This window comes from Kordia sp., assembly GCF_050633145.1.
Classification (GTDB): Bacteria; Bacteroidota; Bacteroidia; order Flavobacteriales; family Flavobacteriaceae; genus Kordia.
Window position 1 is genome coordinate 1 of sequence record NZ_JBOEFY010000025.1, and the last position, 24,648, is coordinate 24,648.

Here is a 24,648-nt window from a genome sequence, read left to right on the forward strand (position 1 = left end):
TGAAATTACCAAACCAAACAAAAGCGGTAGAGCGCAAGACATATAATGCAAATGCCGTGACTGTTGGAGCAAATACTTCTGCAGCACTTACACCTATGATTAATCGTGTTTTATTTCCAGGAATGAACTTTTAATGGGGTTAAAGATCTTATTTTTTTAGGTTATGATAAGTAAGACGTCAATTTGTAGGGCAGATTTGACGCATGTTAGGAGACTATCACAGGAATATGTGATAGTCTTTTTTTTATTTCAATCTAATAAATGAAGCCATTATTTGTATTGATATTTCTTGCAGACATTGCTTTACACAGCAATCAAGTATTCCGCGATGTCCTATGAATATTCCAACAGAATAAAATCTATAGATATCTTTAAGAAAAGTAGACAATACGTCTACTTTTCTTTTCCTTCATACGCAAACGAAACAGGTTCGTTATGTTCTTTTTGTAAAAGCTTGTTTACTTTTAAATAGTTTCTCCAAGCAGCAGCTCTATCACTTGAAGTACAACCATACATGCTGTTTGAAGTACAAAATTTATCAGGATAGCCAAGCGTAGTTTTATGTGTTAATTCTAAAATTTTAATGATGGCATAGACGCCATTATCTTGAGCGCCGCCACCGCCACCTGCAAAGGCTATATTAATGTCGTATTTTAAAATCTCATAGATCGTATCATAATTCAGTGTTTTGTCAGCATTGGTAAATTCAATACCGGCTTGTGTTAGCGAATATCGATACATTTCTTCTTCTGAATATTTTTGGTAGTTTTTAAGGAAATCAGCTCTGTTTTTATTATCGGTTATAGATGGAATGTGCGAAAAACCAAAGTCACGTTCTAGAAACGAATATTTGAGGTAATAGTTTTTAAAAGGAAATGCTTCAATGGCTTTCAGTGCTTCTCCAATTTGCTCGTATGTAATTCGTGAAACAGCATAATTTAATTTCTTCTTTAGTTCTGTACTATCCAATTGTGAAGCCATAATTTTTTTGAATTCACTTTGAAAATCTTTAAGTCTTTCCGTAGAATTTGCATGTGATGATTTTTTTTCTCTTTCAATATATACAATAGGTGTTTTTGCAATTTTGATTGCTTTAGTAACGATGTCTGATGAAATTTCAGTATCGATAGAAACTTCTTCTAATGCTTTTAAAACTTCGGGAGTTGCGCCCGTAAACTTGACTAAATAAAGATTGCAAAAACCGATGATTCCTAACCTTTTAAACCATCTTGCTTTTAATACATAGTTTTTGAGATATTTTTTAGTACGTACAAGTTCATTCCAATTTTTAGAATAAAATGTATCCAGAATTCTTCCTGCGGAATACGTAAAACCCCATTTGTTCGAATATACAGCAGCCCAATATTCAAAAGCTTCAACAGTATCTAATGTTAAAAAATTGATTAATTCATTTTCAAGTTGTCTACGTTCTTTAAAAGACAAATTAGTTTGTAAAGTGGCAATCTTATGTTGCAATGTTTCACTACCTGTAAAGTCAATTTGTTCTTTTTTGCAATAATCTGTAAATAACACAAGTTGTTTTAAAAAACGATATGGAAATGTAGGAATGTTGTAATTAGCTCTAATCCTTGAACGATCATATTCGTTCGCCAATTTTGTAACTTTTTCAATATCCGAAGTACTCAATTCTATAAAAGCGTTTAGGGCGATTGTATCGTTTTTACTGACTAACTTTTCAAACAAACCAGTTTCTTTGTCAACTTTTTTAATAGATAACGAAGGATTTTCAAAAATATTCAAAGTAGCATTCCACTTGTAATCTTTATAATGATTCGCAAAAAAGGTCAGTAAATTGACTTTAGAGGTTTCATAAAAATCATTTTCAATATGATAACTCATTATATTATGTTCTTGTGGAACAGCAATGTATGAATTGGTCAATACCGAAAGTAAATCTGTCATATCTTTTTGATCATACGAATATTCATCATGATGATAGCGTCTTTTTACAAGTACAGAAGCAATCTCCAACAAGGCACGCGGATTTTTCTCTTTAATAAGTTGATCGATCTCATTGTCTTTTACCCAAGCAAAATTGAGCAATTCATTTCTTCTAGTATTAAGATTTTGGATCTTATCTGGAGTTAATGCAACAATTTCATACCTAGTTTTTCGTTCAGAAAAAGGCGTAAGTATAAAAGCATCGGCTAACTTAGAAAATGTTAAACTTGCACGATTGTCCGAAAGGAATTTTTTAAAATCTTGGGATGAAGTTGCAGTGTCAATCACAATCTCGGTGGGTAAAAACATAGAATTTTCACGAACAATTCTTTTTGCCACGTTCGATTCTGTTGTATGAATGATATGATAACCTAAAGTTTCAACATACTTTTCTTCGCTGTCAAAATATTCCGCAAGATCATACAAGGTCTTCATGTCACCTTTTCGGAGTTTATGATCCAGAAAATCGAATGTTTTCAATTGCGAAAATACACTTGAAGAAATCAACAAACAGAGGAGAATAATACTTCTTTTCAACATTTTTGGTGTTTTTAGTTACTCAAACATATCATAACATTTTTAAATATCATATTCAAAATGAGTCAGTTGTCATGTCTGTTGAGTATCTAGATGGTTTAGTTGAGGAAAAATTATTCTTTTATGCTAAGTTTAATGGTTTCTACAGCATGATTACTAAAACTATGCTCGTTTTCTTTTTTAAATTCTACGGTAAGGTTTGTAGCAATGCTCGTTTTTTTGAAAACTTCCATAGCTTCTGTAGATAACACCACAAATATTTTCCCTTTTTCGTTTGGCTGAATCAAAGATTTAGAATAGGTGATTAATGCAACTTCATTATCTGAATCGACATTCATAACCTGTAAAGGAATTTGACCTGTATTCGTAAAATTGAACACAATAGGATCTGAATATCCAGTTGCAAAGTTTGGTGCTTCTTTAGTTTCTTTATCAAAACGAACTTCTATTTTGCGAGTATCAGAACCTTGAATTTTGACACCAAAATTAATAGCAGTATTATGTTCTTTTATTCCAATTGTCTCAGAATTATACATTCGTCCACTGATAATTGCATTTTTATAGGTAACAAGTATTTTCACAGTTTCTCCTGGCTGCACAAACTTTTTTTCAAGTGTTACTTCATAGCTTGTTTTTCGCGGAAACAATGATTCTGTAAGTTCTATCACTACATCAGAAACATTTTTAACCTCAATATGTTTTACAATATTTTCTTTGTCAGTAACATCTCCAAAATCGATGAGGTAGGTGCCTAAATTATGTTCTGTATCCAAGAGTAAATCATCTTTATTGACAATTTCAATCACGCTAGGTGTTTTCGTTTTAGGATCAACTTCTTCAAATTGAATGGATTCAATAGAAAAGTCATATGTAGCACTTCTATTGGTCACGGCATCTAATTTACCGTACATATATTCACTCCATCCCGATACAATTGGCCCCATAGTTGTTGTCAATTGTGTCTGTTTATCAGATAATAATTTTTGTTTGTCATTTTTATAAATCTCAATCAATTGGTTGAGTTCTTTTTCAGAATAGATTTCATAAACTTTAGGCATACTTTCTAAAAAAATCTTATTCAAACCAAGCTTTACTGCTTTTGTTTTATAGGCAGTCCAATAGTCTGCTTCTGCAAAAGGGTTTTTACTTTTTTGCTCAGCAATCATACGATTTAGAATGTCGTTAAAAACTTGCTCAAATCCATTGAATTGGAAAAGTGTTCGCACTTTTTCTTCCTTACTTTGTGCATTGAGGTTAAAAATGAGAAACAACGGAAGTATCGTAAAAAATCTTTTTATCATGAGGTTATATATCGGTAGTGTGTTAAAGGCGACTAAAATACAAAAAAAGAATGCCATATTTTATACCCAACTATAAGGAAAAAATGCAAGGTTTATTAATTTTGCTTACATCTAGCAGAGCGGAAAGTGTATGTATTTTCCTTTTCATTGATAACTAATTTGAGATCAATAATCTTAGAATAAAAGAACCGTTTTAAAGAAAAAAACTGCTAATGTTTTCCCGAGTCAGCAGTTTAATAAGATTAAATCTTAAATACAATATGCAACTGGAAAAGCATTTGGATCTCCATAAGCATAACAACTAGGATTGCTGCAAGGATCGCAACAATGAGTTGTAGGATTGCAACAGGCACTAAGACCGCGACCACCATTGACTTTCTTTTGTTCAGGTTTGGTTAATTCTGAACCTAAATTTAAAATTAATTTTAACATGTTATAAAGTTATTGGTTAATAATAAAAAAGATAAAACAAATAATAATCAGGGAGTTACGGGAATGCCATAAAACTTTTAAGATAGTAGCTGTTCTTATTAATCAACGCATACTTTCGAGCAGAAAAATAATTGTAGATTATTTTTATATTGTTTTTTTAGGCAACATCAAATCACTTTCACTTAACGTATATTTCATGGTAGGATATTCAAAATCCATACTTCTGTTTTCTTCGCCACGTGTCATATAAAAATTTCTTCGTTGTTCTTCATTAGCCAATTCTAGTAAGGTTCCATCAGAAAAATAAGGTAATTCATCTTTAAAGTGAATAAAAGTTTTTGAAGTGCGAAACGTAATGCCTAACCATCTATTATCTGGAATGACTTCTTTTTTGCCAGAAATAGGTTCTAATACAATCTTATGCTGAAACTTTGAATTATTCGCAACAGAGAAAAAGACAACCGAATTATTTTCCAGCAAAAACTCAAACTCTTTATTTGCGATTTTGTCTCTCACTTTTAACTTTCGCAACATGTGTTTTGAAACCTCTTCTGGCTGTTCATAACAAGAAAACAAAGCAATAAAAGAACTTGGTTCAATATCCAAACATTGATCGGAATGGTATTTCATTTTAGTATATTCTGCATTGTAAATTTCAATCAACGCATTATTGAATGAAACTTCAGAAAACGGAATCTCAGGAGTGTTTTTTACAGTACTTTCTATCTGTTCGGCAATAATGTTGTGAATGCTAGAAAAATCATGCGCAGGAATCGTATACTTTGTAGTTGTTCGCACAAGCGGAATGCCTTTATCGCTCATTTTCACCAAATGATTGCCTTTTCTGCCTTTACCAACATCTTCAAAAACAGCAGACTTGGACAACGAATCAAACAGTGTATCTTCCAGCGAAAGCGAAAACTGATAAAAGCCATTTTTCTCTATCATAATTTCAAAAAATAGGTTTTTGGTAATCGCCCAAATTCATGCTAAAATGTACTTTTCCATAAGCGATTTTACGTTCTGAAACATTTTCTTCATAATACGTATCTCGCAATTCGGACAAGGTTTCTCTAGTCATTTCCTCTAGTTTGATGAGGTCGTTATTTTCCTTAATAAAAGTTTCATTATTCATAAAGACAGCTCCCATATTCGAACAACGAACTACATAGCCCATTCGCGTTGGAATGCGATCTACATTCAGTTGCGAAGGTCTAATTTCATGTGTGTACAATCTGTTCGTAGAAAGCGGAATAATAAACACAGAATTTGGATACAAAGTCACACTGAATTCTTTTTCTAGACTTTCATCTGTAACGGACTTTTTTAGTTTAAAATGAAGTCTTGTCAAACCTGTAGTTTTTCCATAACACCAATCAAATCGATCAGTTTTAGAGGCTTTCAAATGTTCAAATTGCGAGTGGTCATAAAACGTGCAAAAAGCAATCAGACCATTTTTGTCCATATCCTTGGTTTTATCCGAGTGCGCTTTAATTTTTGCTTTGCGTTCTTTGGCTCTTTCATCGGTGTCTTTTCTATTCTCATAAATCTGTGCCAACACATGATTTAAGGAAGTTTTATCTTCAAAAACGGTTGCTGCAGCTGTATTTAATTTTGTAATGATACTTTGATCTGTTTTGCGGAAATTATCGGTCGGGCCGGATAAATTACTCGAACAACGCAGCAAGTGAAAATGTAACTGTTCGTTACCATCGTTTGTGTTTTCTTTTGAAACTTGACTCAAATAAATTCCCTTTCGCAAAGCGTTCGATTGCTTATTAGATTCGGTTAAATGCTGAAACTCATGTTCGGATTTAATCTGATCAAAATAAGTATCATATTCATGAAAGAAACTTCTAAAATAAACGCCAGCATTATGCACAATTATTGGAACTTCACCCAAAGATATAAGTTGAATATGTTTAGTAGAAAGCTGTTCGTAATTCCTCGAAAGTTCTCGAATTACATAAACAGTACGATCAATATTTTCAATTTTTGTAATATTTCCAAAAGCATACACATGTTCGTGATGCTTCTTAATTTCAGAAACGCTTTCCGCCAAAGCGCCACAAAAGTTTCTAACTAAATAGTTTAACTCATCGGTTTGTTTTTCAATATCAGTTAAAGCTAGAAGTATATTTTTTGTTTTGGAGATTTTATTTTCAGTGTACATTTTGGTAATTAATTTTTCTTAGGCGTATGATTTGCATATAGTTTTTTAGCTTCTTTTTTAGCACGAGTAAAGATATCTTTTCCAAACTTCTCTTTCACCAATGCTGTCATGGTTTTAGAATAACATTCAGAGTAATCAGAAACTACACAACCTTTATTATCTGTGTTTATTTTATATGTTTTCTTTAAATACTGTTCGAAAAATTTATAAAATTCATAGTCCTTATAGATAATCATACCGTACGAGTAACAGTTATATTTTCCTTTTTTAAAATCTGCTTTTGCTTCTTTTGTGCCGTTTTCGCAAGATAAATCCCAATACAGATAGTCTGGACTGTTTGAATCGTTTGTTACAGTATTTTTCTCTTGCGCATACATGTTTCCAATACCTAGCGCAAACAATAAAGCAATAATAATTCTCATATTTTTATATTCTAAACACTCTAAAGATATCTTTTCAAAAATGCATATCAAAATGTTTTATGAAGCTATTAACATGATCTTAAATTCCGTACTTTAGAAACTTCAAAAAAATAAAACATGATTCCAGACCATATAACCAATAGAAAAGGACCAAGAAGTTTAAAAGACCTCAATCCAGAAGTTGTTGAATATTTAAACAAAGGTTTGATAGAAACAAAAAACTTAATGGAATGGTTGGCTGCCGATCAACTAGCTTTATTAAAATTGGTGTTAGATTCTATTGGGAAATCAACTTGGTATCCCGATTTTGAAGTGGCTGTACATGCACAAAAAAAACCAACAGCCAATAGCAACACAAAAGTGATTGGAGAAACATTCGGATTGCTTACTGCTGATAAAAAGATCTATGATGAACTCAAGAAGCATACTTCCGATTTGGTACGATGTTGGGCGTGTTGGGCAGAAAGTACACAGCGCGATTCGATTCCCGATTTATTAAACGCAATGAAACCGTATGCTGCCGATACACATTTTGGCGTGCGCGAAGTCGTAATCTTTGCCACTAAAGAACGCATGATTACCGATTTGGGCACTTCCGTAGAATTGCTAACCAAATGGACAACGAGTAGCGACGAGAACATTCGCCGTTTTGCAGTAGAATCTTTGCGACCAGTTGGCGTTTGGACGAAGAAAATAGCTGCTTTTCAGGAAAATCCAGCGAAAGCTTTAGCAGTACTAACACCTTTACAATCGGATGTTTCAAAATATGTGCGTGATGCCGTTGGAAATTGGTTGAACGATGCCAGCAAATCACAACCAGATTGGGTAACCGCACTTTGTACACAATGGAAAAAGGAATCAGACACCAAGGAAACAGCATACATCATTAAAAGAGGCATGCGAACAATTTTGAAAAAGTAAATTAAGTTTTCTAAAAGCACAGAAACGTTACATAAAATTTCCTATTCAATGTTAAAAGTAGCAATATGGCCATCACATATTAATACATCTCTTTTTGAAATAAAAGAAGATAAAGGTGATTGGACTTTGTTGTTTACGAAAGAAGCTTACAGTCATTTCAAGGACTCTGGAAACATTTGGATTAAAAAGCAATTGGATTCAGTAGCTGCCAAAAAAATAGTTTCCAAAGCAAGAGAGATCGCGATTGACCCGCAATCAGATTCAAGAGTTATTTTAGATGGTGTTTCCGTTAATCTAAGATTAAAGATAGATAACAAAGAGAGTTCAGCTGAATTTCGATCACCAATTTCTGGGTCTAAAGAACAAGACTTTATGTGCGATCTAATTGGTTTAGTAAAGAGAAATATTGAAGCTCTTGAATCTCAAAATTATATAGAATTACTAGAGCAGTATTTCTTTGATGTTTCTCCAATAAAAGAAATAAACAAAAATCCGTATCGAATAAAATTGATTGGAGGTTTGACTATTTCTGATAAAGAGGAATTAACGTCAAAGTTTGAAACGTTGCTATCTAAAAAAAATCCAATACTCGATATGACCAATTTTTATAGTATTGGAAGAGCATTGAATGAATGTTTTATAGCTATAGAAAAAGTTGAAGGACTAACCGTTTTAGCAAACGAAAGCGCCTTTTCATATTTAAAAGAAATTGACTTTGATTCAAGTAAAGTAAGTATCCAGTAGTATGTAGAACGAATTAAGCTACTGGTAGAAAAAGTAGTTGTAAATTAAAATCAATATGTATATTAGTAAGCGTAATTCAAAATAAGGACTTCAAATCTTGATTTACTTATAAAACCAACCAATTATGACCGATGACAAGCAAAAACGCGCAAAAGCATACTGGAAAGAAAACATAAAATACCTGCTCATCTTATTATCTATATGGTTTGTGGTTTCCTATGGTTGCGGAATTCTATTCAGAGAAGAACTCAACCAATTTAGACTTGGCGGATTTAAACTAGGTTTTTGGTTTGCACAGCAAGGATCTATCTACGTATTTGTAATTCTCATCTTCGTTTATGTCCGATTAATGAACAAACTAGATAAAAAATACGGTTTCGACGAATAATTTGATCACAACTTAAAAGCAAAAAAACATGAGTGTACAAACATGGACTTGGATCTTAGTTGGGGTAACATTTGCCCTTTATTTCGGAATCGCAATTTGGGCAAGAGCAGGGTCAACCAAAGAATTTTATGTTGCTGGCGGAGGTGTTTCTCCTTTAGCAAATGGTATGGCAACTGCTGCCGATTGGATGAGTGCAGCCTCTTTTATAAGCATGGCCGGATTGATTTCCTTTATGGGTTATGACGGTTCTGTATTTTTAATGGGATGGACAGGCGGATATGTATTACTTGCATTATTACTAGCGCCATATCTGCGGAAATTCGGAAAATTTACGGTGCCCGATTTTATTGGAGATCGTTACTATTCAAACACTGCAAGAACAGTAGCCATTATTTGCGCCTTAATTGTATCGTTTACCTATGTTGCTGGACAAATGCGCGGTGTGGGAATTGTATTTTCACAGTTCTTGCAAGTAGACATTAATATTGGAGTTATCATAGGAATGTCGGTGGTGTTAATCTTTGCCTTTTTAGGCGGAATGAAAGGAATCACGTATACACAAGTAGCACAATATTGCGTGCTCATCTTCGCATTTATGGTGCCAGCATTCTTTATTTCTATGCAAATGACAGGAAACATCATTCCGCAAATAGGAATGGGAGGAGAAGTAGAAGGCGGAACGTTTCTGCTGGACAAACTCGACGCACTGCATACAGAACTCGGTTTCAATGAATATACCAGCGGAACCAAATCAACTTGGGATGTATTTGCAATCACACTTGCATTAATGGTCGGAACGGCAGGATTACCTCATGTAATTGTACGTTTCTTTACCGTACCAAAAGTAAAAGACGCACGTAAATCAGCTGGATTGGCATTACTATTCATTGCAATTTTATACACAACAGCACCAGCAATTGCAGTATTCTCTAGAACGAACTTGATTGAAACGGTAAGTAATACCGAATACGAACAGATTCCAGAATGGTTCAAAAACTGGGAAAACACAGGATTAATTGCTTGGTCAGATAAAAATGGCGATGGAAAAATTCAATATGTAGCTGGAGATGCTTTAGTTGGGAAACCACAATACACAGCAGAAAGAGGAACACACGGAGAACGCATGGTTTCCAATGCAACCATGCAAAAAAATGAATTGTATGTAGATAGAGATATTATGGTATTGGCAAATCCGGAAATTGCAAAATTACCGAATTGGGTCATAGCTTTAGTTGCCGCTGGCGGATTGGCAGCAGCATTATCTACAGCCGCAGGATTGTTACTCGTAATCTCAACATCCATCTCTCACGATTTAATCAAAAAACAATTAAAACCAGATATTTCAGACAAAGGTGAATTATTAGCTGCGCGAATTGCAATTTTTGTAGCCATCATCATTGCTGGTTTATTCGGAATTTACCCGCCAGGATTTGTCGCCGCCGTCGTCGCCTTGGCATTTGGTTTGGCGGCAGCATCATTTTTCCCAGCAATTATTCTAGGAATTTTTGACAAACGAATGAATAAACAAGGCGCTATTGCAGGAATGGTCGTTGGAATTGTATTAATGTTATACTACATGATTCGTTACAAAACAGGACTTATCGGCGTACTAGAACCCTTACCGAAAAGCGAATGGTGGTTTGGAACATCGCCCGAAGGATTTGGAACAATAGCAATGTTTGTAAACGTTGTTGTTTCCATAGTAGTTTCAAGATTGACTCCTGCGCCACCAAAAGAAGTGCAAGAGCTGGTAGAAAACATTAGAATACCTTCTGGAGCAGGCGAAGCTTCTGATCATTAAACATAAAGAAGAGAATACAAGCGAGTAGATATCTAATAGTGAGTAGTTTTTTATAGATACAAGCGAGATAGTTGCGCTAGCAGAGAGTAGAATAAATAAATTATGAGAGATTTAAACGAGTTACAATTAAAAAGAGGCGGTGAGCAACTCACCGAAGAACAATATGAAACTTTTTTAACAAGTTATAACCTTATATTACCTCAATCATATAAAGAGTTTATGCTATTTAAAAATGGAGGTTATAGTAGTGTAAATAGTTATGATGGAGGAACCATAAATTTTGGATATTCAGTAGATGAATTTTTTATGATAGGAGAAATATGGGGTCTAGGCGAAAGACCAGAAGGTGTGGATGTTCGTAATGTTCGTTCTACACTAGAACATCCAGCACTTGTAGATAATATTACATCTACGCTATATCCTTTTGCTTCTGGCGGTGGTGGAGTTTTCTTGTGTATAGGTAAAGATGATCATAAAATTTATTCGATTTATCAAAGTGATGATGAGCCTACTTACGTGGCACCATCTTTCGAAGACTTTATAAATGGTTTGGAAGATGTTCCTTATGAAGAATAAGAGATTATCGAAATACTTGACCAATGATTCCTGTATAAAATGAAATTAAAAACACTATACATATTACTATTTTTTTCTTGTTTCCAGGGTTGTACATCACTTGAGGTAAACCGAGTAGCGTATGAAACAATGCTTGGGTTTACTATAAACGAAAAACAAGCTAAAAATCTTAAACATAATTATTTTGAGTTAGGGTACCATGACGATTTGTTATTGAGTAAAAAAATGAAAAACAATAAAATAAACAATAATTATGCAGAGTATTTCCAAATTTCAAGCGCTAAAAAAGATTCCATAAAGAATACAATTGATAAAGTAGCCAGTACAAAATTTGTAAATGGAAGTAGAACTATTGCAGGAATTTATCGAACTACTTTTACTGAAAAAGAAGATTATGACAACTATTTAATTATCAACAAAGAAACCTATGGTCAAAGCTTTATTCTATATGATATATATGTTACAGTACATAATAATGTGATTGCATTAAAAGCAAAAGAAGACCTTAACATGAATAATGAATTAAATAAAGGTTCTTATGGTTCTAATTCATCTGTAGATTATGAAAAATATTATCACGACGAATTTGGAAAACTCTTATTGTCTTGTAATTACAGTTATCGAGAAGGAGAATGCTATGTCTGTAAAGAAGATGAAGAAGGAATAGTAGATAAGATAGAAACGTTTAAACTGTCTGATTTTTCCAAAATGAAACATAAATATTTTCCTTTTCAAAATATAAGTTATTTGGAAAACGAAGAAGTACATCCTCAAGGGCCTTATCTAGAATCACTTCATAAAAAAACTCAAAAAAATACTGAATATTTGACCGAAATAGGAACTCAAACTTCTAAAGAGTTCATAAATCAATTAAACTATTATCAGAAGATTACCTATGAAAATAAAGCTGTGAAAAAGATAGAAATATTTAAAGAACATAAACTTTCAAGTATTCAATATTACTTAGATAAAACAGAATCGTTAGAAGCAGTAAAATCAAACTTTACAGCGTATGAAACGTATACTTTAATTGAAACTAGTAACGTAAAAAACGGTTCAATATGTATATATTATCACTTTAAAAATAATCAATTAGTTGCTAAAGAAAGAGTTAAAGAAGCTGCTGATGGTAGGGTACTAGCAAAAGAAGTATTTAAAAAAGAAGACTTTGATAAAGTAGATTATTCAAAAAGCATGAAAGTCTATCACGATTCAAAAAGGAATATCCATTTGGTTTTTTATTACAAAAGAAACGGCCTTTTTAAAGATGTTTTTTATAAAACAATGAATGGATATAGTAGTTTAAATCAATCTAATTTTTTTAGTTGGTGGAAGTTAAAAGATAATTTTTTCCCAAACGATGATTTAAAATTTTATAGATCAGCAATGTTTTAGAAAGAAAGAAAAGGAAGAAGAATGTTATAGAACTCATTTTAGAATTGGAAGTGAAAAAATTCTTCGTAAATTAATCCGCAACTTTAAAAAACAACAACAACTCATAATAAAACTGATTACACAGAAACTATAATTAGAAAAATAAACCTTCAAAACGACGTAAACCAACCATGAGTAATTATCACATAAAACACTTAGAAGAATACTATCAAGTATATCGAAAATCAGTTCGAAATCCAGAGGTTTTCTGGGAAGAAATCGCCGAAGAACATTTTATGTGGCGCAAAAAGTGGGACAATGTGTTGAGCTGGGATTTTACAAAACCAGAAGTAAAATGGTTTGAAGGTGCACAACTAAATATTACAGAAAACTGTATTGATCGTCATTTACACATTCGTGGTGATAAAACGGCGATTATTTTTGAACCAAACAGCCCAGAAGAAGAAGCACAACATATTTCCTATCGTGATTTGCACGAAAAAGTATGTCGCTTTGCCAATGTATTAAAAGAACAAGGCATTCAAAAAGGCGATCGTGTATGTATTTATTTACCGATGATTCCCGAATTGGCAATAGCAACTTTAGCCTGCGCGCGAATTGGAGCGATTCATTCCGTAGTATTTGCAGGTTTTTCAGCAACAGCTTTATCAACTCGAATCAATGATGCTAGCTGTAAAATGGTCATTACAAGTGATGGTTCGTATCGTGGTGCAAAAACCATCGATTTAAAAGGAATTGTAGACGATGCTTTGGAAGATTGTGAATGTGTAGAAAGTGTGTTGGTAGCCAAAAGAATCAACTCAGAAATTCAAATGAAAGAAGGACGCGATCATTGGTTGCAACCTTTACTAGATGAAGCCTATACAGATTGTGAGCCAGAAATCATGGATGCAGAAGATCCATTATTTATACTATACACTTCTGGTTCAACCGGAAAGCCAAAAGGAATGGTACATTCTACGGCTGGTTATATGGTATATACCGCGTACACATTTAAAAACGTATTCCAATATAAAGAAAAAGATGTGTATTGGTGTACGGCAGATATTGGCTGGATTACAGGACACAGTTATATCGTATATGGTCCGTTGTGTAACGGTGCAACGACTGTAATGTTTGAAGGAGTTCCAAGTTATCCAGACTATGGACGTTTTTGGGAAATTGTACAAAAACACAAAGTCAATCAATTTTATACTGCACCAACTGCCATTCGTGCCTTAGCAAAAGAAGGTGTAGAACATTTAGAAAAATACGATTTATCATCTATAAAAGTATTGGGAACTGTTGGTGAACCTATCAACGAAGAAGCTTGGCATTGGTATGATGATAATGTTGGAAAACGAAAAGCTCCAATTGTAGATACATGGTGGCAGACAGAAACAGGTGGAATTATGATTACGCCAATTCCTTTTGCAACACCTACAAAACCAACCTATGCAACCTTGCCTTTTATAGGAATTCAACCTGCATTGATGGATGAAAATAGTCAAGAAATTAAAGGAAATCAAGTAGATGGACGACTGTGTATTAAATTTCCTTGGCCAAGTATGGCACGAACTATTTGGGGAAATCATCAACGATATAAAGACACGTATTTTTCAGCTTATGAAAACAAATATTTTACAGGAGATGGTGCTTTGCGCGATGAAGTTGGGTATTACCGAATTACAGGTAGAGTAGATGATGTTATTATTGTTTCTGGTCATAACTTAGGAACTGCACCAATTGAAGATGCGATCAACGAACATCCTGCTGTGGCGGAATCTGCCATTGTCGGATTTCCACATGACATCAAAGGAAATGCATTGTATGGTTATGTTACGCTAAAAGAAACGGGAGAAGGACGAAACCATGACAATCTTCGCAAAGAAATCAATCAAATCATTACCGAACAAATTGGTCCAATTGCGAAATTAAATAAAGTACAATTTACTGCGGGATTGCCAAAAACACGTTCTGGAAAAATCATGCGACGTATTTTACGAAAAATAGCAAGTAAAGATACTAGTAACTTAGGTGATACAAGTACATTACTAAACCCAGAAGTTGTCCAAGATATTATGGACAACGCTTTGTAATAACAACAATTATATACTATACAAAAGCTCCTTGATACAATTTCAAGGAGCTTTTTTATAACATCTTAGTTAGATAAATTCCTCATAAAAACGCGTATTTTTTGCATGATGTCTATACCATCTTCTTCCAAAGCAAAATGTCCTGTATCATATATGTGATAATCGATATTTTTAGCATCTTTCTTAAAAGCTGCTGCACCACTTTCTGGAAAAAAAGCATCATTCTTTCCCCAAACAACTAACACAGGCGGCTGATGATCTCTAATATATTGTTGCCATTTTGGATATAACTTTACGTTATTCTGATAATCATAAAATAAATCGAGCTGTACTTTATGCGCATTTGGTCTTTGAAAACGGTAATAATCCAAATGCCAATTATCAGGGTTTACCAATTCAGGATTTCGTGTTCCGTGTGTGTATTGCCATTTCAAACCTTCTAATGAGAATATAGGCAACAATGCTTTTTCGGTAGCTTCATTTCTATTTGCCCATAAATCTCTAATACCTTTCCATGCATCGCCAAGTCCTTCTTCATAAGCGTTTCCGTTTTGCGTGATGATTCCTGTAACTCTATCTGGATGTGCAGTTGCAATTCTAAAACCAACAGGCGCACCATAATCTTGTACCATCAATGCATACGAATTGATATTTTTTTGTTCTAGGAAAGCATCAATTGTTCGTGCAATAGTGTCAAAAGTATAAGTGTATTCATTTGGAGATGGAAAATCACTGTTACCAAAACCTGGATAATCTGGAGCTATCAAATGAAATTCATCTGCTAAGGAAAGTAACACTTTTCTATATTGATGTGAAGATGCAGGAAACCCATGTAGCAATACAATTGTTGGATTTTTAGGATTTCCAGCTTCGCGATATGCAATATTTACATTGTTGATTTTAATCGTTTTATAGCTTATGTCTGCTATGTTTGCCATAGTTTCTACTTGAGCTATTTCTTTTTGTGCTGAATGTGCTTTTTCTGTTTCGCAACTTGCAATCATAAACGTTGTTACAACTAGCATTAGGAATATTTTTTTCATAATTTTCGATCAGATTCGTTAATGGCAAGATCATTTATACTTGCGTAGCGTTTTTGCATCAATCCGTTTTCATCAAACTCCCAGTTTTCATTGCCATAGGCTCTAAACCATTGTCCAGTTTCATTTCTGTATTCATATTCAAAACGAACTGCAATGCGATTTTCATGGAATGACCAAAGTTCTTTTTTAAGGGTATAATCGAGTTCCTTGGTCCATTTGTCAGCGAGAAACGCTTGCACTTCGGTTCTTCCATTGATAAATTGGTTTCTATTTCTCCATTCGGTACCAAGCGAATATGCTTTCGATATTTTTATAGGATCTTTACTATTCCAAGCATCTTCTGCCATTTGAATTTTTTGTATTGCCGTTTCTTTCGTAAAAGGTGGCAAAGGATATTTTTTTTCTATCATTATTTATTTTTTAACAAACGTTCGGTAAATGAATTAATTAAATTTTTTTAAGTGTTGAGGTATCTATTTTCAATATGTAATAAAGTATTTTCAAACACGGAAATATCTGCTATTCCTTTAGTGACAATCAAACTTCCTTGAACTTCAATTAATGTTTGTAATGCGTTTTTCTTTGCTTCCGTAGGCGCAAGGTTTAAAGCAATTCCGATTTCGGTAAAAGCATCAATCCATTGCTTCATTCCACTATTAATTTGTTGCTCAAAAAGTTCCAATCCTGTTTGCATAGATAAGGCTCTAAAAATGCAGACTTCTTTTCCATTATCATACAAACTTCGAATTCCTTCCAAACCGTTTTTTAGGCGCAATTCGGGAGTGTGTTCCTTATTTTGTAAACTTTGAAATATATGTTCTTTTATCCAAGTATCAATATAACTAAAAACAGCTTCTGCCATTTCTTGCTTTCCGTTTGGAAACCGATGGTATAAGCTTGCTTTTTTTAAACCGGTAGCTTCAGCCAACTCTTTTAAACTAGCACCTTCATATCCATTGGAACGAAAAACTTTGGTTAAGCCAATTAAAATGTCGTTATCTAATACTTTTTGTGGTCTCATGCTGCAAATGTAAAACAAAAATTATAAGTTACCAAACGATTGGTAAAAAACTAAATTATTTAAGGATTTGTATGCGTATTAAATACTGTGAAATGTATACTGAAAAAGCGATGTAACACTAATGTTAGATCGCTTTTTAATATATGTTAATTGTGTATTAAAGTGCCAAAGCTCCTGCTTCTGCAACTGTATGATCGTTTTCAACAGAACTTCCACTTACGCCAATAGCGCCAATAACTTCGCCTGCTGCGTTTTTAATTGGTACGCCACCAGGAAAAGTAATCAATCCGTTATTAGAATGTTCAATATTGTAAAGTGCTCCGCCTGGTTGTGATAACTCTCCAATAATTCCTGTATTCATGTCAAAATAACGTGCTGTTTTTGCTTTTTTGATTGAGATGTCTAATGAACCTAACCATGCACCGTCCATACGTGCAAAGGCTACTAAGTTTGCTCCTGCATCAACTACTGCAATGTTCATTTTAGTATCTATTTCAATAGATTTTGCTTGTGCTACTGAAATTATTTTTTCTGCTTGTTTTAATGTAATATTCATAATGTTGTTTTTTTCTAATTAAAATAATACTGCAAAATAACAGAAGAAAACGTTCTTGTATATTACCAAAAAAGGTCATTGATTTATGAAAAAAGGTCAAAAGTAGAAAATAGTAGAAGGAAGAATGTTTAAGATACTTTACTAGGACTAAATCCGAATTTATTTTTAAACGCAATACTGAAGTTTGAAAGGTTGTTGTAGCCAAAATCTAGATAAATATCAGAAGGTTTACAATCTCCTTGTTCCAGCATTTCTTTTGCTTTTTGTAGCCGTTTGTTTTGCAACCATTTCCCTGGAGAAACCTTATATTCTTTGATAAAATGACGTTTGAATGTAGACAAACTCATATTGCACAAAAAGGCAATCTCTTCCAGTTTTAAGTTGGAATGTATTTTACTTTCCACAATCTTTTTAAAAGAAGATGTTTCTTGAACGATTAACGATTCTAAATACAATTTAAACGTGTTTCCGTATTTATTGATAAGATAGAGTAGGAGTTCTTCAAACTTTACAGAAAGTAAGTTTTCCATAAAAATTGCGGGCGCTTCATTAATCGTAGCTAAAGAGTTTAAGTACGAAGTAATATACGCATCATTCCGAATAACAAAATACGGAACTTCATCTGTTAAGGTCTGTGTTGCTTTTGTATGTTTTTCTAAAAACTCTTTGAGTACTTTTTCGGAAAAGAACAAAAGCTTGCAATAATACACAGCTTCTGTTTCCAACAACTCTGTCCACAACCAATTTCCTTTTTTAAGTAGTAATGATTGATCTTTATTGACGGCAACCGAATTTCCAGCAAAGTGAACTTGCTTCTTTCCAACTTGTAAGAAGCTAAACATATTCATGCCCAAATTGACTTTGCTTTTCACAACATCATTCGTCATCTTAAAATCATAGACAAATACATCGGGTTTCTTTTTAATGTCTTTCAGATAGATTTCGGGAATGTTTTCTATTGCCATGGAGTTACTAGCTTGTCGGTATTACGAAGTTCTTACTTATTTTTTAATAAGCAGTAATTTTTCTGAGTTTTAATTAAATTGATAAGTCGTGAAGAATAGCGTTACATATCAATTCTCCGTTCAAAACGTATTTTCCGAATTCCGTGGTCTGTGTCCCACTGTTTCACTTCTTTAAAACCAAACTTCAAGTATAATGTAGTTGCTGGACCATTATCTACGCCAGTTTCAACCATAAATAAATTGGAATCGAATGTATTAAAAACGAATTCCATTAGTTGTGATGCAATTCCTTGTCGGAAGAATTTTGGAGCAACTACCAAACTCTGAATATGTGTCTGTTTTACAGTATGATGAATTTCAACAACTGCTGCCAGTTCATTGTTTTTTATGTAACCGAAAAATATGTTGTCACTATGTATAAAACTTTCTAATGGTCTTTTTAACGGAGGGAAATCAATAGCTTTTAACAATTTAGCTTCAACTGCATACGAAACTTGAAAAACGGAACGTATTTCTGTAGCTGTTTCTTTGTTGGTATGTTGCAGTTTTTTGATCATTTTATTTTCTTAAAAATTTTCCCCAAATCGATTTTTTGGGAATTAGATTTTTCCTGTTTAAATTCAATACTTCTTTATTATTAGCCTTAATTATTAAATCTAATAATTTATGATACCCATTTTCTATTTTGAATTCTATTTCGTTTTTGTAAAGAGGAAAGATAGTGTAAATATTGATTTTCCGATCATTCTTATGAATCTCAGTAAAATCTTTTCCAAAAGTCACAGATGGAAGGATTAATGCTCCTGCATATTTCGTTTCATTACTGTAAGGCGTAAAATCTTCATTAGCTTGAATTGTATGTCCTATTTCTATCCATGTATCATAATAGTGAGGGAATCTCGCAGTTCGTTTCAGCATAGTAATAATCCAGTCGTTTTTCTTTTCACCTGTGTAAACCGAATCAAATTCAACTTCTTTTGGTATTATAATCATCAATTCAGCAAATTCCGATTCTTTAGATGTATCCATCTTTAAAGTGCTCATTCCAGAAGTTAGGAGGATATTATAGGTTGAATTTTTAGGTTGTATAAAATACACATCTAAATGTAAGTCAAAAGTTGATATTTCATGAAAAACGGATGTTTGCGCATCACTGTAAAATGTATTCAAATGATTCCCAATCCATTCAGCATGTTGATCATAATATTTTCTATTTGCAAAAGGATTTTTATATGTAGTCATGTATTTGTTTCTTTTTGGAATACTTCTTTATTTTTTAGAATTTAATTAATTTCATGTTGTTCTAAATTGTCACTACAAGAGCATAGTAAAAATTCGTTTTTGAATTTTCACATAGGTTATGTTATTTTTCATAATTATTCAATAATAACGTCTTAATTACTTTCAGAAAAATCAATTATTATTAAATGTGAATTTAATACAAGAAGTCATTCATGTTCGTATAAGTGATTCAAAATAAAATTTTTATCAGTTCGAGCAAACCGAGAACCTAAGTCTAAGATGTGTTTCAATTGAATCTGATAATACTCGATTTTATAATTATACAAAATTTTAAATATTAATTATGTATTGGAGATTTCTAGAAACTTTTTGATACTTTTTATGTATAACAATCCCTTTCGTCTTCGATTCTTTGAATATTAATTTTTATTCTTTCTAAATTTTCACTAAATTTTAGAGTTACTTTATCGTCATAATTTTTTTCGTTAATTAATCTATCATATCTTTGCTTATAACATTTTTTATAACAATCTTTAATAGAAAATTTAAATTCAAGGCTGTTGTAACCTAATATTAATAATGCCAAAATTATAGAAATTAATGGTAAAACAAATCTTTGATTAGGAAATAGAGAAACAAAAATAATTGCAATTAGAATTAGCGTCGCAATTAACGTTATTATCAAATTTTTTCTTGAAATTTTTTTAAATGAAGCATATTGATTAGCCTCTAATTCAATTTCTTTTCTGATTTTTGTTTGTTTAAATAACTTTTTTTTAGCTTGAGTTTCTTTTTTTCTTAAACTTATTAACTGATCATTTAATTTTGATATATTTATTTCTTTATTTCTTTGTTGTTCTGTAGAGTATAGCTCATTGTATTTTTCTGTAGTTGATTTTCTTTTTATTTCTGCTTCAATCCCGTTTAGTAATGGCTTTACATCAGTATAGCCATAGTCTTCAATGAATATTTCTTTTTTACCTTCTCTTTCTAATTGAATCAAGGATTTATAGCTCGTTGTATATTTTTCATTTCCTGGAATTGGTACAATAATTTTAGGTTGTTCTCCTTTAATATTGCTATGTAAGATATTTAGCTCGTCTCTCACAGTATCTAGTAAATCTCTTCTTGTTTCCTTATGTCCAATGATATAGATATATAATGTTTTTTTTCTACTATTTAATTTTACTAATGCCTTATTTCCATTTTTTTCAATTATAATACCAGATCTCCAATACCAACTTTCATCACCTTCTATATGTCTACTTAAATTATGAATTCTAGCAATAAAATGGGGCATTATTGATTTAGTCATGTATTCATATTTATAATATAATTGCAGACTATTATCAAATTCATTTCCAATATAGGGTTGTTTTTCTGGGAGAAGGTCTGGAATCAAAAATTCAGTATCTTTCAGGGAAAAGCATAATTCAAACTGTTTCATTAATCCTAGAATCACGTTCTCTTTCCCCTGATAATCTCCTGAAGTTTCAAGAATTTTTTTAATTTCTTCTAAAGTGACTTTACCTTGTTTTTGAAATAATTCATTTGAATTTATTATATCATATATTCCTTTTGTTACCCATTCAGGTTTTAGCACATTTGTTGTATGGGGATTATCTTTTTCTCCATAATTGAAAGCTATGCCTAAATCCTTCAAAAGTTTTAATAAACTAATTTGATCAGTATTATTATCAACAGCATTCTTTTTACATATGTTATAATATTTACTTAAATTGATATAATTATCTTCTATGTTTTCTACTTCTGTTTTAACAGAAATCCAACTGTCTAATATTTTATCTTGAAGAATATTTATTTCTTTTAAAGATTCAAATATTTCATTCTTAAGATCTTCTATACCTATTCCTTCCTTTGAAGAAGTTCTAATAACAGCTTTTAAATTTTCTGGATAATCATCTTTTAATCTAAATTCATCTGGATCAAAATTCCCATCATCACATCTGCTCAAAACTAGAATTACAGGTGAATTTCCTCCATATGTCTTTATTAACTCTAACCAATCTTCAATCTTACCATTGATATCATCTTCTCTAGAGTTCCATAACAAAAGATAAAGTGTCCTTTCAGTCATGAAAAATTGATGCATGGCTCTCATTATTTCTTGACCTCCAAAATCCCAAATATTTATTTTGTAATTTTCATAATTCCACGCAGTTATGTCAATCCCTCTGGTTATTCCTGTTCTTCCAGAAAATGTGTCTTTAGTAAGTTTTTCAACTAAGGCCGTTTTTCCAGAGTTTGCTTCTCCCAACAAGATCATTTTAACCTCATTTAGACTGGTATTATTTCCCTTTTTGAATTTTAATAAAAAACTTATAATTTCTTTTGGGGTTTGGCTTAATATTTCATCAGGAATCCCAAAATCATTGTCAGATAATTCCAGAAAATCAAGGTCTCCAAAACTTTTAATTCCATCTTCTATACTACTTATTTTATTATTTGATAAGCTTAAACTTCTCAAGGTTTTCATCTCATAAAGAACTTTGGGAATTTCATGAAAATTATTATCATCAAGAATCAAACGTTTTAAATTTGATAAATTTTTAAAATTTTCAGGAAGAAATTTAAGTTTGTTAGAATGTAAACAAAGTATCTCTAAGTGTTTTAAATCACAAACTTCAACAGGTAACTCAGTTAAATTACCTAAGTGAATATGTAGCGCTTTTTCTTTTAGTTCTGCATTTTGAAGAATTAACTTTTTAGCTTCTTCAAATGGAGATAAGTTTTCATTTTCAATAGAATTTCTTTTTCTTTTTGCCATGTTATAAAATATTACATAAATATAAGAAATTACATATTAATTTGAAAAAGTTATCCAACTCCAAAAACCAAACTACTCTGCACATGCACATCCAACAACACCTTCCGTAAAATTCGTTGTACATCGATATTGTCTTTTTGTTTGATTAAATGATGTTCCAATTCGTCTGTATGACTGATTTGCAAATCGTGATCTACAAAGCCATAACCGAGATACAAACCGTTTTTGACGATGACAAATGCTTCTTCATTGCTGTTTCTGCCTTTTTGCTTAATCACTACATTTTGAGAAGATTCTTTGCTATGATCAATAGCTTGTTGTACACGTTCGTTATAGGTTTCTACGGTTTCTTCATTCTTGCAAATTCCTTTACAGGACTGAATCATAAAGTGTGAACATTCTTGCACGTTTTCTTGCAAATGACAGTATTTCGGGCACAATTCAAATTGTATACATAAACGTTCCAAATAGGTTCTGCAATCGCGAATGTTGTAAAAAACAATCAAAGGATCCTGAATTATTTTGGCATCATTAATCGCTAAATGCCGCACACCACGACGATCTGCATATTCAAAAATGGCAAAGCGTTTAGGTGCTCGCTTAGAAGCTATATTGTATTGCGGATAGTGATGTTTAATCGCGGCATCTTCCATCAATAAAGCAATCAATTCGCTTCCAGATAATTCGTGATCTATATCAGCAGTTTCACGACATAAATCGAGTTCTTTTTTAGATTTGTTATAGAAATGACTCAACACACGTTTTTGAATGTTTTTTGCCTTTCCGACATAAATAATCTTCCCTTTTTTATTCTTAAAATAATACACGCCAGGTTGCGTAGGCAAGTCTTCAAAAATTTTACTTGGCAAATGTGGAGGCAAGGTTGCTTCTTTCGATTCACGCTTTAAGAATTGCTGAAACGTAGCTTCGGCTTCATCTTTCGTCAACAGCAGTTGAAACAAAATAACCGTTGCAGCTGCATCGCCTCTTGCTCTATGTCTGTCGGAAATATGAATGCTTAAGGATTTACACAGTTTCCCCAAGCTATAGGATTTAAATCCGGGAATGAGCGTACGCGACAAGCGAACTGTACAGAGTTTTTTTCGACGAAAGTCAATATCAATTGCTTTGAATTCGTTGCGAATCACGTTGTAATCAAAATTGACATTGTGCGCTACAAATATGGTGTCTTTTGTAATGCTCAATACATTGTCAGCAATTTCAGCAAATGTTGGCGCATCAGCAACCATTGCATTATCAATTCCTGTCAAAGCCGTAATATGTGTCGGAATCAACGCATTCGGATTCACCAAAGAAGTAAATTCATCTACAATCGTTTCTCCATCAAATTTAAAAATAGAAATCTCCGTAATTTGGTTGCTACGTCCAGTCGTTTCAACATCAATAATCGTATATAGTTGGGTTTTCGACATGATTAAGACATTCGTTTTACCGCTTCCAACTCTACTTGCAATTCGCGAAACATTGCCATAATACTGCTTAATTTCAACTCTTTTTCGTCATATTCTTGTGTGTTGATGCAACAGGTGAATTCCCAAAGTTCCAATACTTGCTCCATCGGAACATGATATGCTTCGTACGCTTTATTGTCACTACTGAGTAATAAACCTTGTCCTGTAAAATGCTTAGAAACGCGTTTGTATACCAAACCATCGTTTTTCGTTAATACAATGTAGGTGCGACCATCTTTGAGATCATTGACATCATCAACAAATTTTGCAACGATGTACGAACCATCTTTTACAGGCAACATGGAATCTCCTTTTATCGGAAAAGCTCTGTGTGTTCCCGTTGGTAAAAACGGTAGTTTTATTTTTTCTAATTGCTCAATATATTCAGGGTCGGCATAACCAGCTAAATAACCAGCGGATGCTTTTGTTGGAATGATTTCAATGAGTTCTTCATTATTTTCATCGACCGTAATCGGAAATAATAAACGTTGATTTCCCACTTGCATAAACGAAGTGTCTTTGGCTTGTGTGAGATCGTTTTTGACTAAAATATCAATAGGCAATCTAAAATAGTCTGACAAATCAATTAAGCGATCAATTGGCGGTTCGGAACGACCTTCTTCATAAGAGCCAACCATAGAACGTGACCAACCTAAATCTTCTGCAAAGCGTTCTTGAGAGAAACCTTTGAGTGATCGTAAATGTTTTATGTTTTTTTGAATATTTCGCATAACGTTTGGGTTTAAAATCTACGGTATACTATTTATGATTTGAATTTATGGTGAAAGAAAATGAACGTTTGTATTCCGGAATACTTCAAACTTTAAATAG

General features: G+C 32.7%; 23 protein-coding genes. 7 read left to right on the top strand and 16 right to left on the bottom strand.

Annotation, left to right across the window (positions count from 1 at the left end; translation table 11 throughout):
* Positions 1-393: 393 nt before the first annotated feature.
* The 6 genes from ACRBBL_RS12975 to ACRBBL_RS13000 form a co-directional block, all read right to left on the bottom strand.
* Complete coding sequence (locus ACRBBL_RS12975; protein ID WP_431369489.1) at positions 394-2,502, bottom strand: hypothetical protein; 2,109 nt, start codon at positions 2,500-2,502, stop codon at positions 394-396.
* Between the two features lie 110 nt (positions 2,503-2,612).
* Positions 2,613-3,800, bottom strand: coding sequence for a DUF1573 domain-containing protein (locus ACRBBL_RS12980; RefSeq protein WP_431369490.1), 1,188 nt, complete (start codon positions 3,798-3,800; stop codon positions 2,613-2,615).
* A gap of 249 nt (positions 3,801-4,049) precedes the next feature.
* The gene (locus tag ACRBBL_RS12985; RefSeq protein WP_431369491.1) at positions 4,050-4,232 is read right to left on the bottom strand and encodes a hypothetical protein; all 183 of its coding nucleotides are present in this window, start codon (positions 4,230-4,232) and stop codon (positions 4,050-4,052) included.
* A gap of 144 nt (positions 4,233-4,376) precedes the next feature.
* Complete coding sequence (locus ACRBBL_RS12990; protein WP_431369492.1) at positions 4,377-5,180, bottom strand: alpha-ketoglutarate-dependent dioxygenase AlkB; 804 nt, start codon at positions 5,178-5,180, stop codon at positions 4,377-4,379.
* A 4-nt stretch (positions 5,181-5,184) separates the two neighbouring features.
* Positions 5,185-6,405: a hypothetical protein gene (locus tag ACRBBL_RS12995; protein WP_431369493.1), complete on the bottom strand. Its 1,221-nt coding sequence runs from the start codon at positions 6,403-6,405 to the stop codon at positions 5,185-5,187.
* A gap of 8 nt (positions 6,406-6,413) precedes the next feature.
* Positions 6,414-6,827 carry a hypothetical protein gene (locus ACRBBL_RS13000; RefSeq protein WP_431369494.1) on the bottom strand — a complete coding sequence of 138 codons (414 nt, stop codon included), beginning with the start codon at positions 6,825-6,827 and terminating at the stop codon, positions 6,414-6,416.
* A gap of 117 nt (positions 6,828-6,944) precedes the next feature.
* On the opposite strand from ACRBBL_RS13000, the gene ACRBBL_RS13005 reads away from it, so the two are divergent.
* The 7 genes from ACRBBL_RS13005 (at position 6,945) to acs (ending at position 14,730) form a co-directional block, all read left to right on the top strand.
* Positions 6,945-7,748, top strand: coding sequence for a DNA alkylation repair protein (locus ACRBBL_RS13005; protein ID WP_431369495.1), 804 nt, complete (start codon positions 6,945-6,947; stop codon positions 7,746-7,748).
* A gap of 48 nt (positions 7,749-7,796) precedes the next feature.
* On the top strand, positions 7,797-8,492 hold the full coding sequence (locus tag ACRBBL_RS13010) for a hypothetical protein (protein WP_431369496.1): 696 nt from the start codon (positions 7,797-7,799) through the stop codon (positions 8,490-8,492).
* 124 nt (positions 8,493-8,616) lie between these two features.
* Entirely contained in the window at positions 8,617-8,880 is a 264-nt protein-coding gene (locus ACRBBL_RS13015; protein ID WP_431369497.1) for a DUF4212 domain-containing protein, read from the top strand.
* Between the two features lie 28 nt (positions 8,881-8,908).
* A complete protein-coding gene (locus ACRBBL_RS13020) occupies positions 8,909-10,681 on the top strand; it encodes a sodium:solute symporter family protein (protein WP_431369498.1) in 1,773 nt (590 codons plus the stop codon).
* 102 nt (positions 10,682-10,783) lie between these two features.
* Positions 10,784-11,257, top strand: coding sequence for an SMI1/KNR4 family protein (locus ACRBBL_RS13025; protein WP_431369499.1), 474 nt, complete (start codon positions 10,784-10,786; stop codon positions 11,255-11,257).
* A gap of 225 nt (positions 11,258-11,482) precedes the next feature.
* Positions 11,483-12,652, top strand: coding sequence for a hypothetical protein (locus ACRBBL_RS13030; RefSeq protein WP_431369500.1), 1,170 nt, complete (start codon positions 11,483-11,485; stop codon positions 12,650-12,652).
* Between the two features lie 170 nt (positions 12,653-12,822).
* Complete coding sequence (acs, locus tag ACRBBL_RS13035; protein WP_431369501.1) at positions 12,823-14,730, top strand: acetate--CoA ligase; 1,908 nt, start codon at positions 12,823-12,825, stop codon at positions 14,728-14,730.
* A 65-nt stretch (positions 14,731-14,795) separates the two neighbouring features.
* On the opposite strand, the gene ACRBBL_RS13040 is transcribed toward acs, so the two are convergent.
* The 10 genes from ACRBBL_RS13040 to ACRBBL_RS13085 all read right to left on the bottom strand — a co-directional run bounded on the left by ACRBBL_RS13040 (position 14,796) and on the right by ACRBBL_RS13085 (position 24,548).
* On the bottom strand, positions 14,796-15,773 hold the full coding sequence (locus ACRBBL_RS13040) for an alpha/beta fold hydrolase (RefSeq protein WP_431369502.1): 978 nt from the start codon (positions 15,771-15,773) through the stop codon (positions 14,796-14,798).
* Entirely contained in the window at positions 15,770-16,183 is a 414-nt protein-coding gene (locus ACRBBL_RS13045) for a DUF1348 family protein (RefSeq protein WP_431369503.1), read from the bottom strand. The genes ACRBBL_RS13040 and ACRBBL_RS13045 overlap by 4 nt, the downstream gene beginning before the upstream one ends.
* 47 nt (positions 16,184-16,230) lie before the next feature.
* Positions 16,231-16,794, bottom strand: coding sequence for a TetR/AcrR family transcriptional regulator (locus ACRBBL_RS13050; RefSeq protein ID WP_431369504.1), 564 nt, complete (start codon positions 16,792-16,794; stop codon positions 16,231-16,233).
* A 157-nt stretch (positions 16,795-16,951) separates the two neighbouring features.
* Positions 16,952-17,350: a GlcG/HbpS family heme-binding protein gene (locus ACRBBL_RS13055; protein WP_431369505.1), complete on the bottom strand. Its 399-nt coding sequence runs from the start codon at positions 17,348-17,350 to the stop codon at positions 16,952-16,954.
* A 128-nt stretch (positions 17,351-17,478) separates the two neighbouring features.
* The gene (locus ACRBBL_RS13060) at positions 17,479-18,315 is read right to left on the bottom strand and encodes a helix-turn-helix domain-containing protein (protein ID WP_431369506.1); all 837 of its coding nucleotides are present in this window, start codon (positions 18,313-18,315) and stop codon (positions 17,479-17,481) included.
* A gap of 101 nt (positions 18,316-18,416) precedes the next feature.
* Positions 18,417-18,872, bottom strand: coding sequence for a GNAT family N-acetyltransferase (locus ACRBBL_RS13065; protein WP_431369507.1), 456 nt, complete (start codon positions 18,870-18,872; stop codon positions 18,417-18,419).
* Between the two features lies 1 nt (position 18,873).
* Positions 18,874-19,557 (bottom strand): suppressor of fused domain protein, encoded by a 684-nt coding sequence (locus ACRBBL_RS13070; protein ID WP_431369508.1) that lies wholly within the window; start codon positions 19,555-19,557, stop codon positions 18,874-18,876.
* A gap of 379 nt (positions 19,558-19,936) precedes the next feature.
* Positions 19,937-22,345, bottom strand: coding sequence for a COR domain-containing protein (locus ACRBBL_RS13075; protein ID WP_431369509.1), 2,409 nt, complete (start codon positions 22,343-22,345; stop codon positions 19,937-19,939).
* 50 nt (positions 22,346-22,395) lie between these two features.
* Positions 22,396-23,778: an exonuclease domain-containing protein gene (locus ACRBBL_RS13080; RefSeq protein ID WP_431369510.1), complete on the bottom strand. Its 1,383-nt coding sequence runs from the start codon at positions 23,776-23,778 to the stop codon at positions 22,396-22,398.
* A 2-nt stretch (positions 23,779-23,780) separates the two neighbouring features.
* The gene (locus tag ACRBBL_RS13085; protein ID WP_431369511.1) at positions 23,781-24,548 is read right to left on the bottom strand and encodes an XRE family transcriptional regulator; all 768 of its coding nucleotides are present in this window, start codon (positions 24,546-24,548) and stop codon (positions 23,781-23,783) included.
* Positions 24,549-24,648 lie beyond the last annotated feature (100 nt).

Excerpts from the sequence above, each read along its gene's own strand:
- ACRBBL_RS13030 (WP_431369500.1), top strand. The coding sequence starts at position 11,483 with ATGAAAAACAATAAAATAAACAATAATTATGCAGAGTATTTCCAAATT.
- ACRBBL_RS13060 (WP_431369506.1), bottom strand. The coding sequence starts at position 18,315 with ATGGCAATAGAAAACATTCCCGAAATCTATCTGAAAGACATTAAAAAG.
- ACRBBL_RS13000 (WP_431369494.1), bottom strand. The coding sequence starts at position 6,827 with ATGAGAATTATTATTGCTTTATTGTTTGCGCTAGGTATTGGAAACATG.
- ACRBBL_RS13080 (WP_431369510.1), bottom strand. The coding sequence starts at position 23,778 with ATGTCGAAAACCCAACTATATACGATTATTGATGTTGAAACGACTGGA.
- ACRBBL_RS13040 (WP_431369502.1), bottom strand. The coding sequence starts at position 15,773 with ATGAAAAAAATATTCCTAATGCTAGTTGTAACAACGTTTATGATTGCA.
- ACRBBL_RS13005 (WP_431369495.1), top strand. The coding sequence starts at position 6,945 with ATGATTCCAGACCATATAACCAATAGAAAAGGACCAAGAAGTTTAAAA.
- ACRBBL_RS13065 (WP_431369507.1), bottom strand. The coding sequence starts at position 18,872 with ATGATCAAAAAACTGCAACATACCAACAAAGAAACAGCTACAGAAATA.
- ACRBBL_RS13050 (WP_431369504.1), bottom strand. The coding sequence starts at position 16,794 with ATGAGACCACAAAAAGTATTAGATAACGACATTTTAATTGGCTTAACC.
- acs (WP_431369501.1), top strand. The coding sequence starts at position 12,823 with ATGAGTAATTATCACATAAAACACTTAGAAGAATACTATCAAGTATAT.
- ACRBBL_RS13055 (WP_431369505.1), bottom strand. The coding sequence starts at position 17,350 with ATGAATATTACATTAAAACAAGCAGAAAAAATAATTTCAGTAGCACAA.
- ACRBBL_RS13015 (WP_431369497.1), top strand. The coding sequence starts at position 8,617 with ATGACCGATGACAAGCAAAAACGCGCAAAAGCATACTGGAAAGAAAAC.
- ACRBBL_RS12980 (WP_431369490.1), bottom strand. The coding sequence starts at position 3,800 with ATGATAAAAAGATTTTTTACGATACTTCCGTTGTTTCTCATTTTTAAC.
- ACRBBL_RS13010 (WP_431369496.1), top strand. The coding sequence starts at position 7,797 with ATGTTAAAAGTAGCAATATGGCCATCACATATTAATACATCTCTTTTT.
- ACRBBL_RS12995 (WP_431369493.1), bottom strand. The coding sequence starts at position 6,405 with ATGTACACTGAAAATAAAATCTCCAAAACAAAAAATATACTTCTAGCT.
- ACRBBL_RS12990 (WP_431369492.1), bottom strand. The coding sequence starts at position 5,180 with ATGATAGAGAAAAATGGCTTTTATCAGTTTTCGCTTTCGCTGGAAGAT.
- ACRBBL_RS12975 (WP_431369489.1), bottom strand. The coding sequence starts at position 2,502 with ATGTTGAAAAGAAGTATTATTCTCCTCTGTTTGTTGATTTCTTCAAGT.
- ACRBBL_RS13085 (WP_431369511.1), bottom strand. The coding sequence starts at position 24,548 with ATGCGAAATATTCAAAAAAACATAAAACATTTACGATCACTCAAAGGT.
- ACRBBL_RS13075 (WP_431369509.1), bottom strand. The coding sequence starts at position 22,345 with ATGGCAAAAAGAAAAAGAAATTCTATTGAAAATGAAAACTTATCTCCA.
- ACRBBL_RS13045 (WP_431369503.1), bottom strand. The coding sequence starts at position 16,183 with ATGATAGAAAAAAAATATCCTTTGCCACCTTTTACGAAAGAAACGGCA.
- ACRBBL_RS13025 (WP_431369499.1), top strand. The coding sequence starts at position 10,784 with ATGAGAGATTTAAACGAGTTACAATTAAAAAGAGGCGGTGAGCAACTC.
- ACRBBL_RS13070 (WP_431369508.1), bottom strand. The coding sequence starts at position 19,557 with ATGACTACATATAAAAATCCTTTTGCAAATAGAAAATATTATGATCAA.
- ACRBBL_RS13020 (WP_431369498.1), top strand. The coding sequence starts at position 8,909 with ATGAGTGTACAAACATGGACTTGGATCTTAGTTGGGGTAACATTTGCC.
- ACRBBL_RS12985 (WP_431369491.1), bottom strand. The coding sequence starts at position 4,232 with ATGTTAAAATTAATTTTAAATTTAGGTTCAGAATTAACCAAACCTGAA.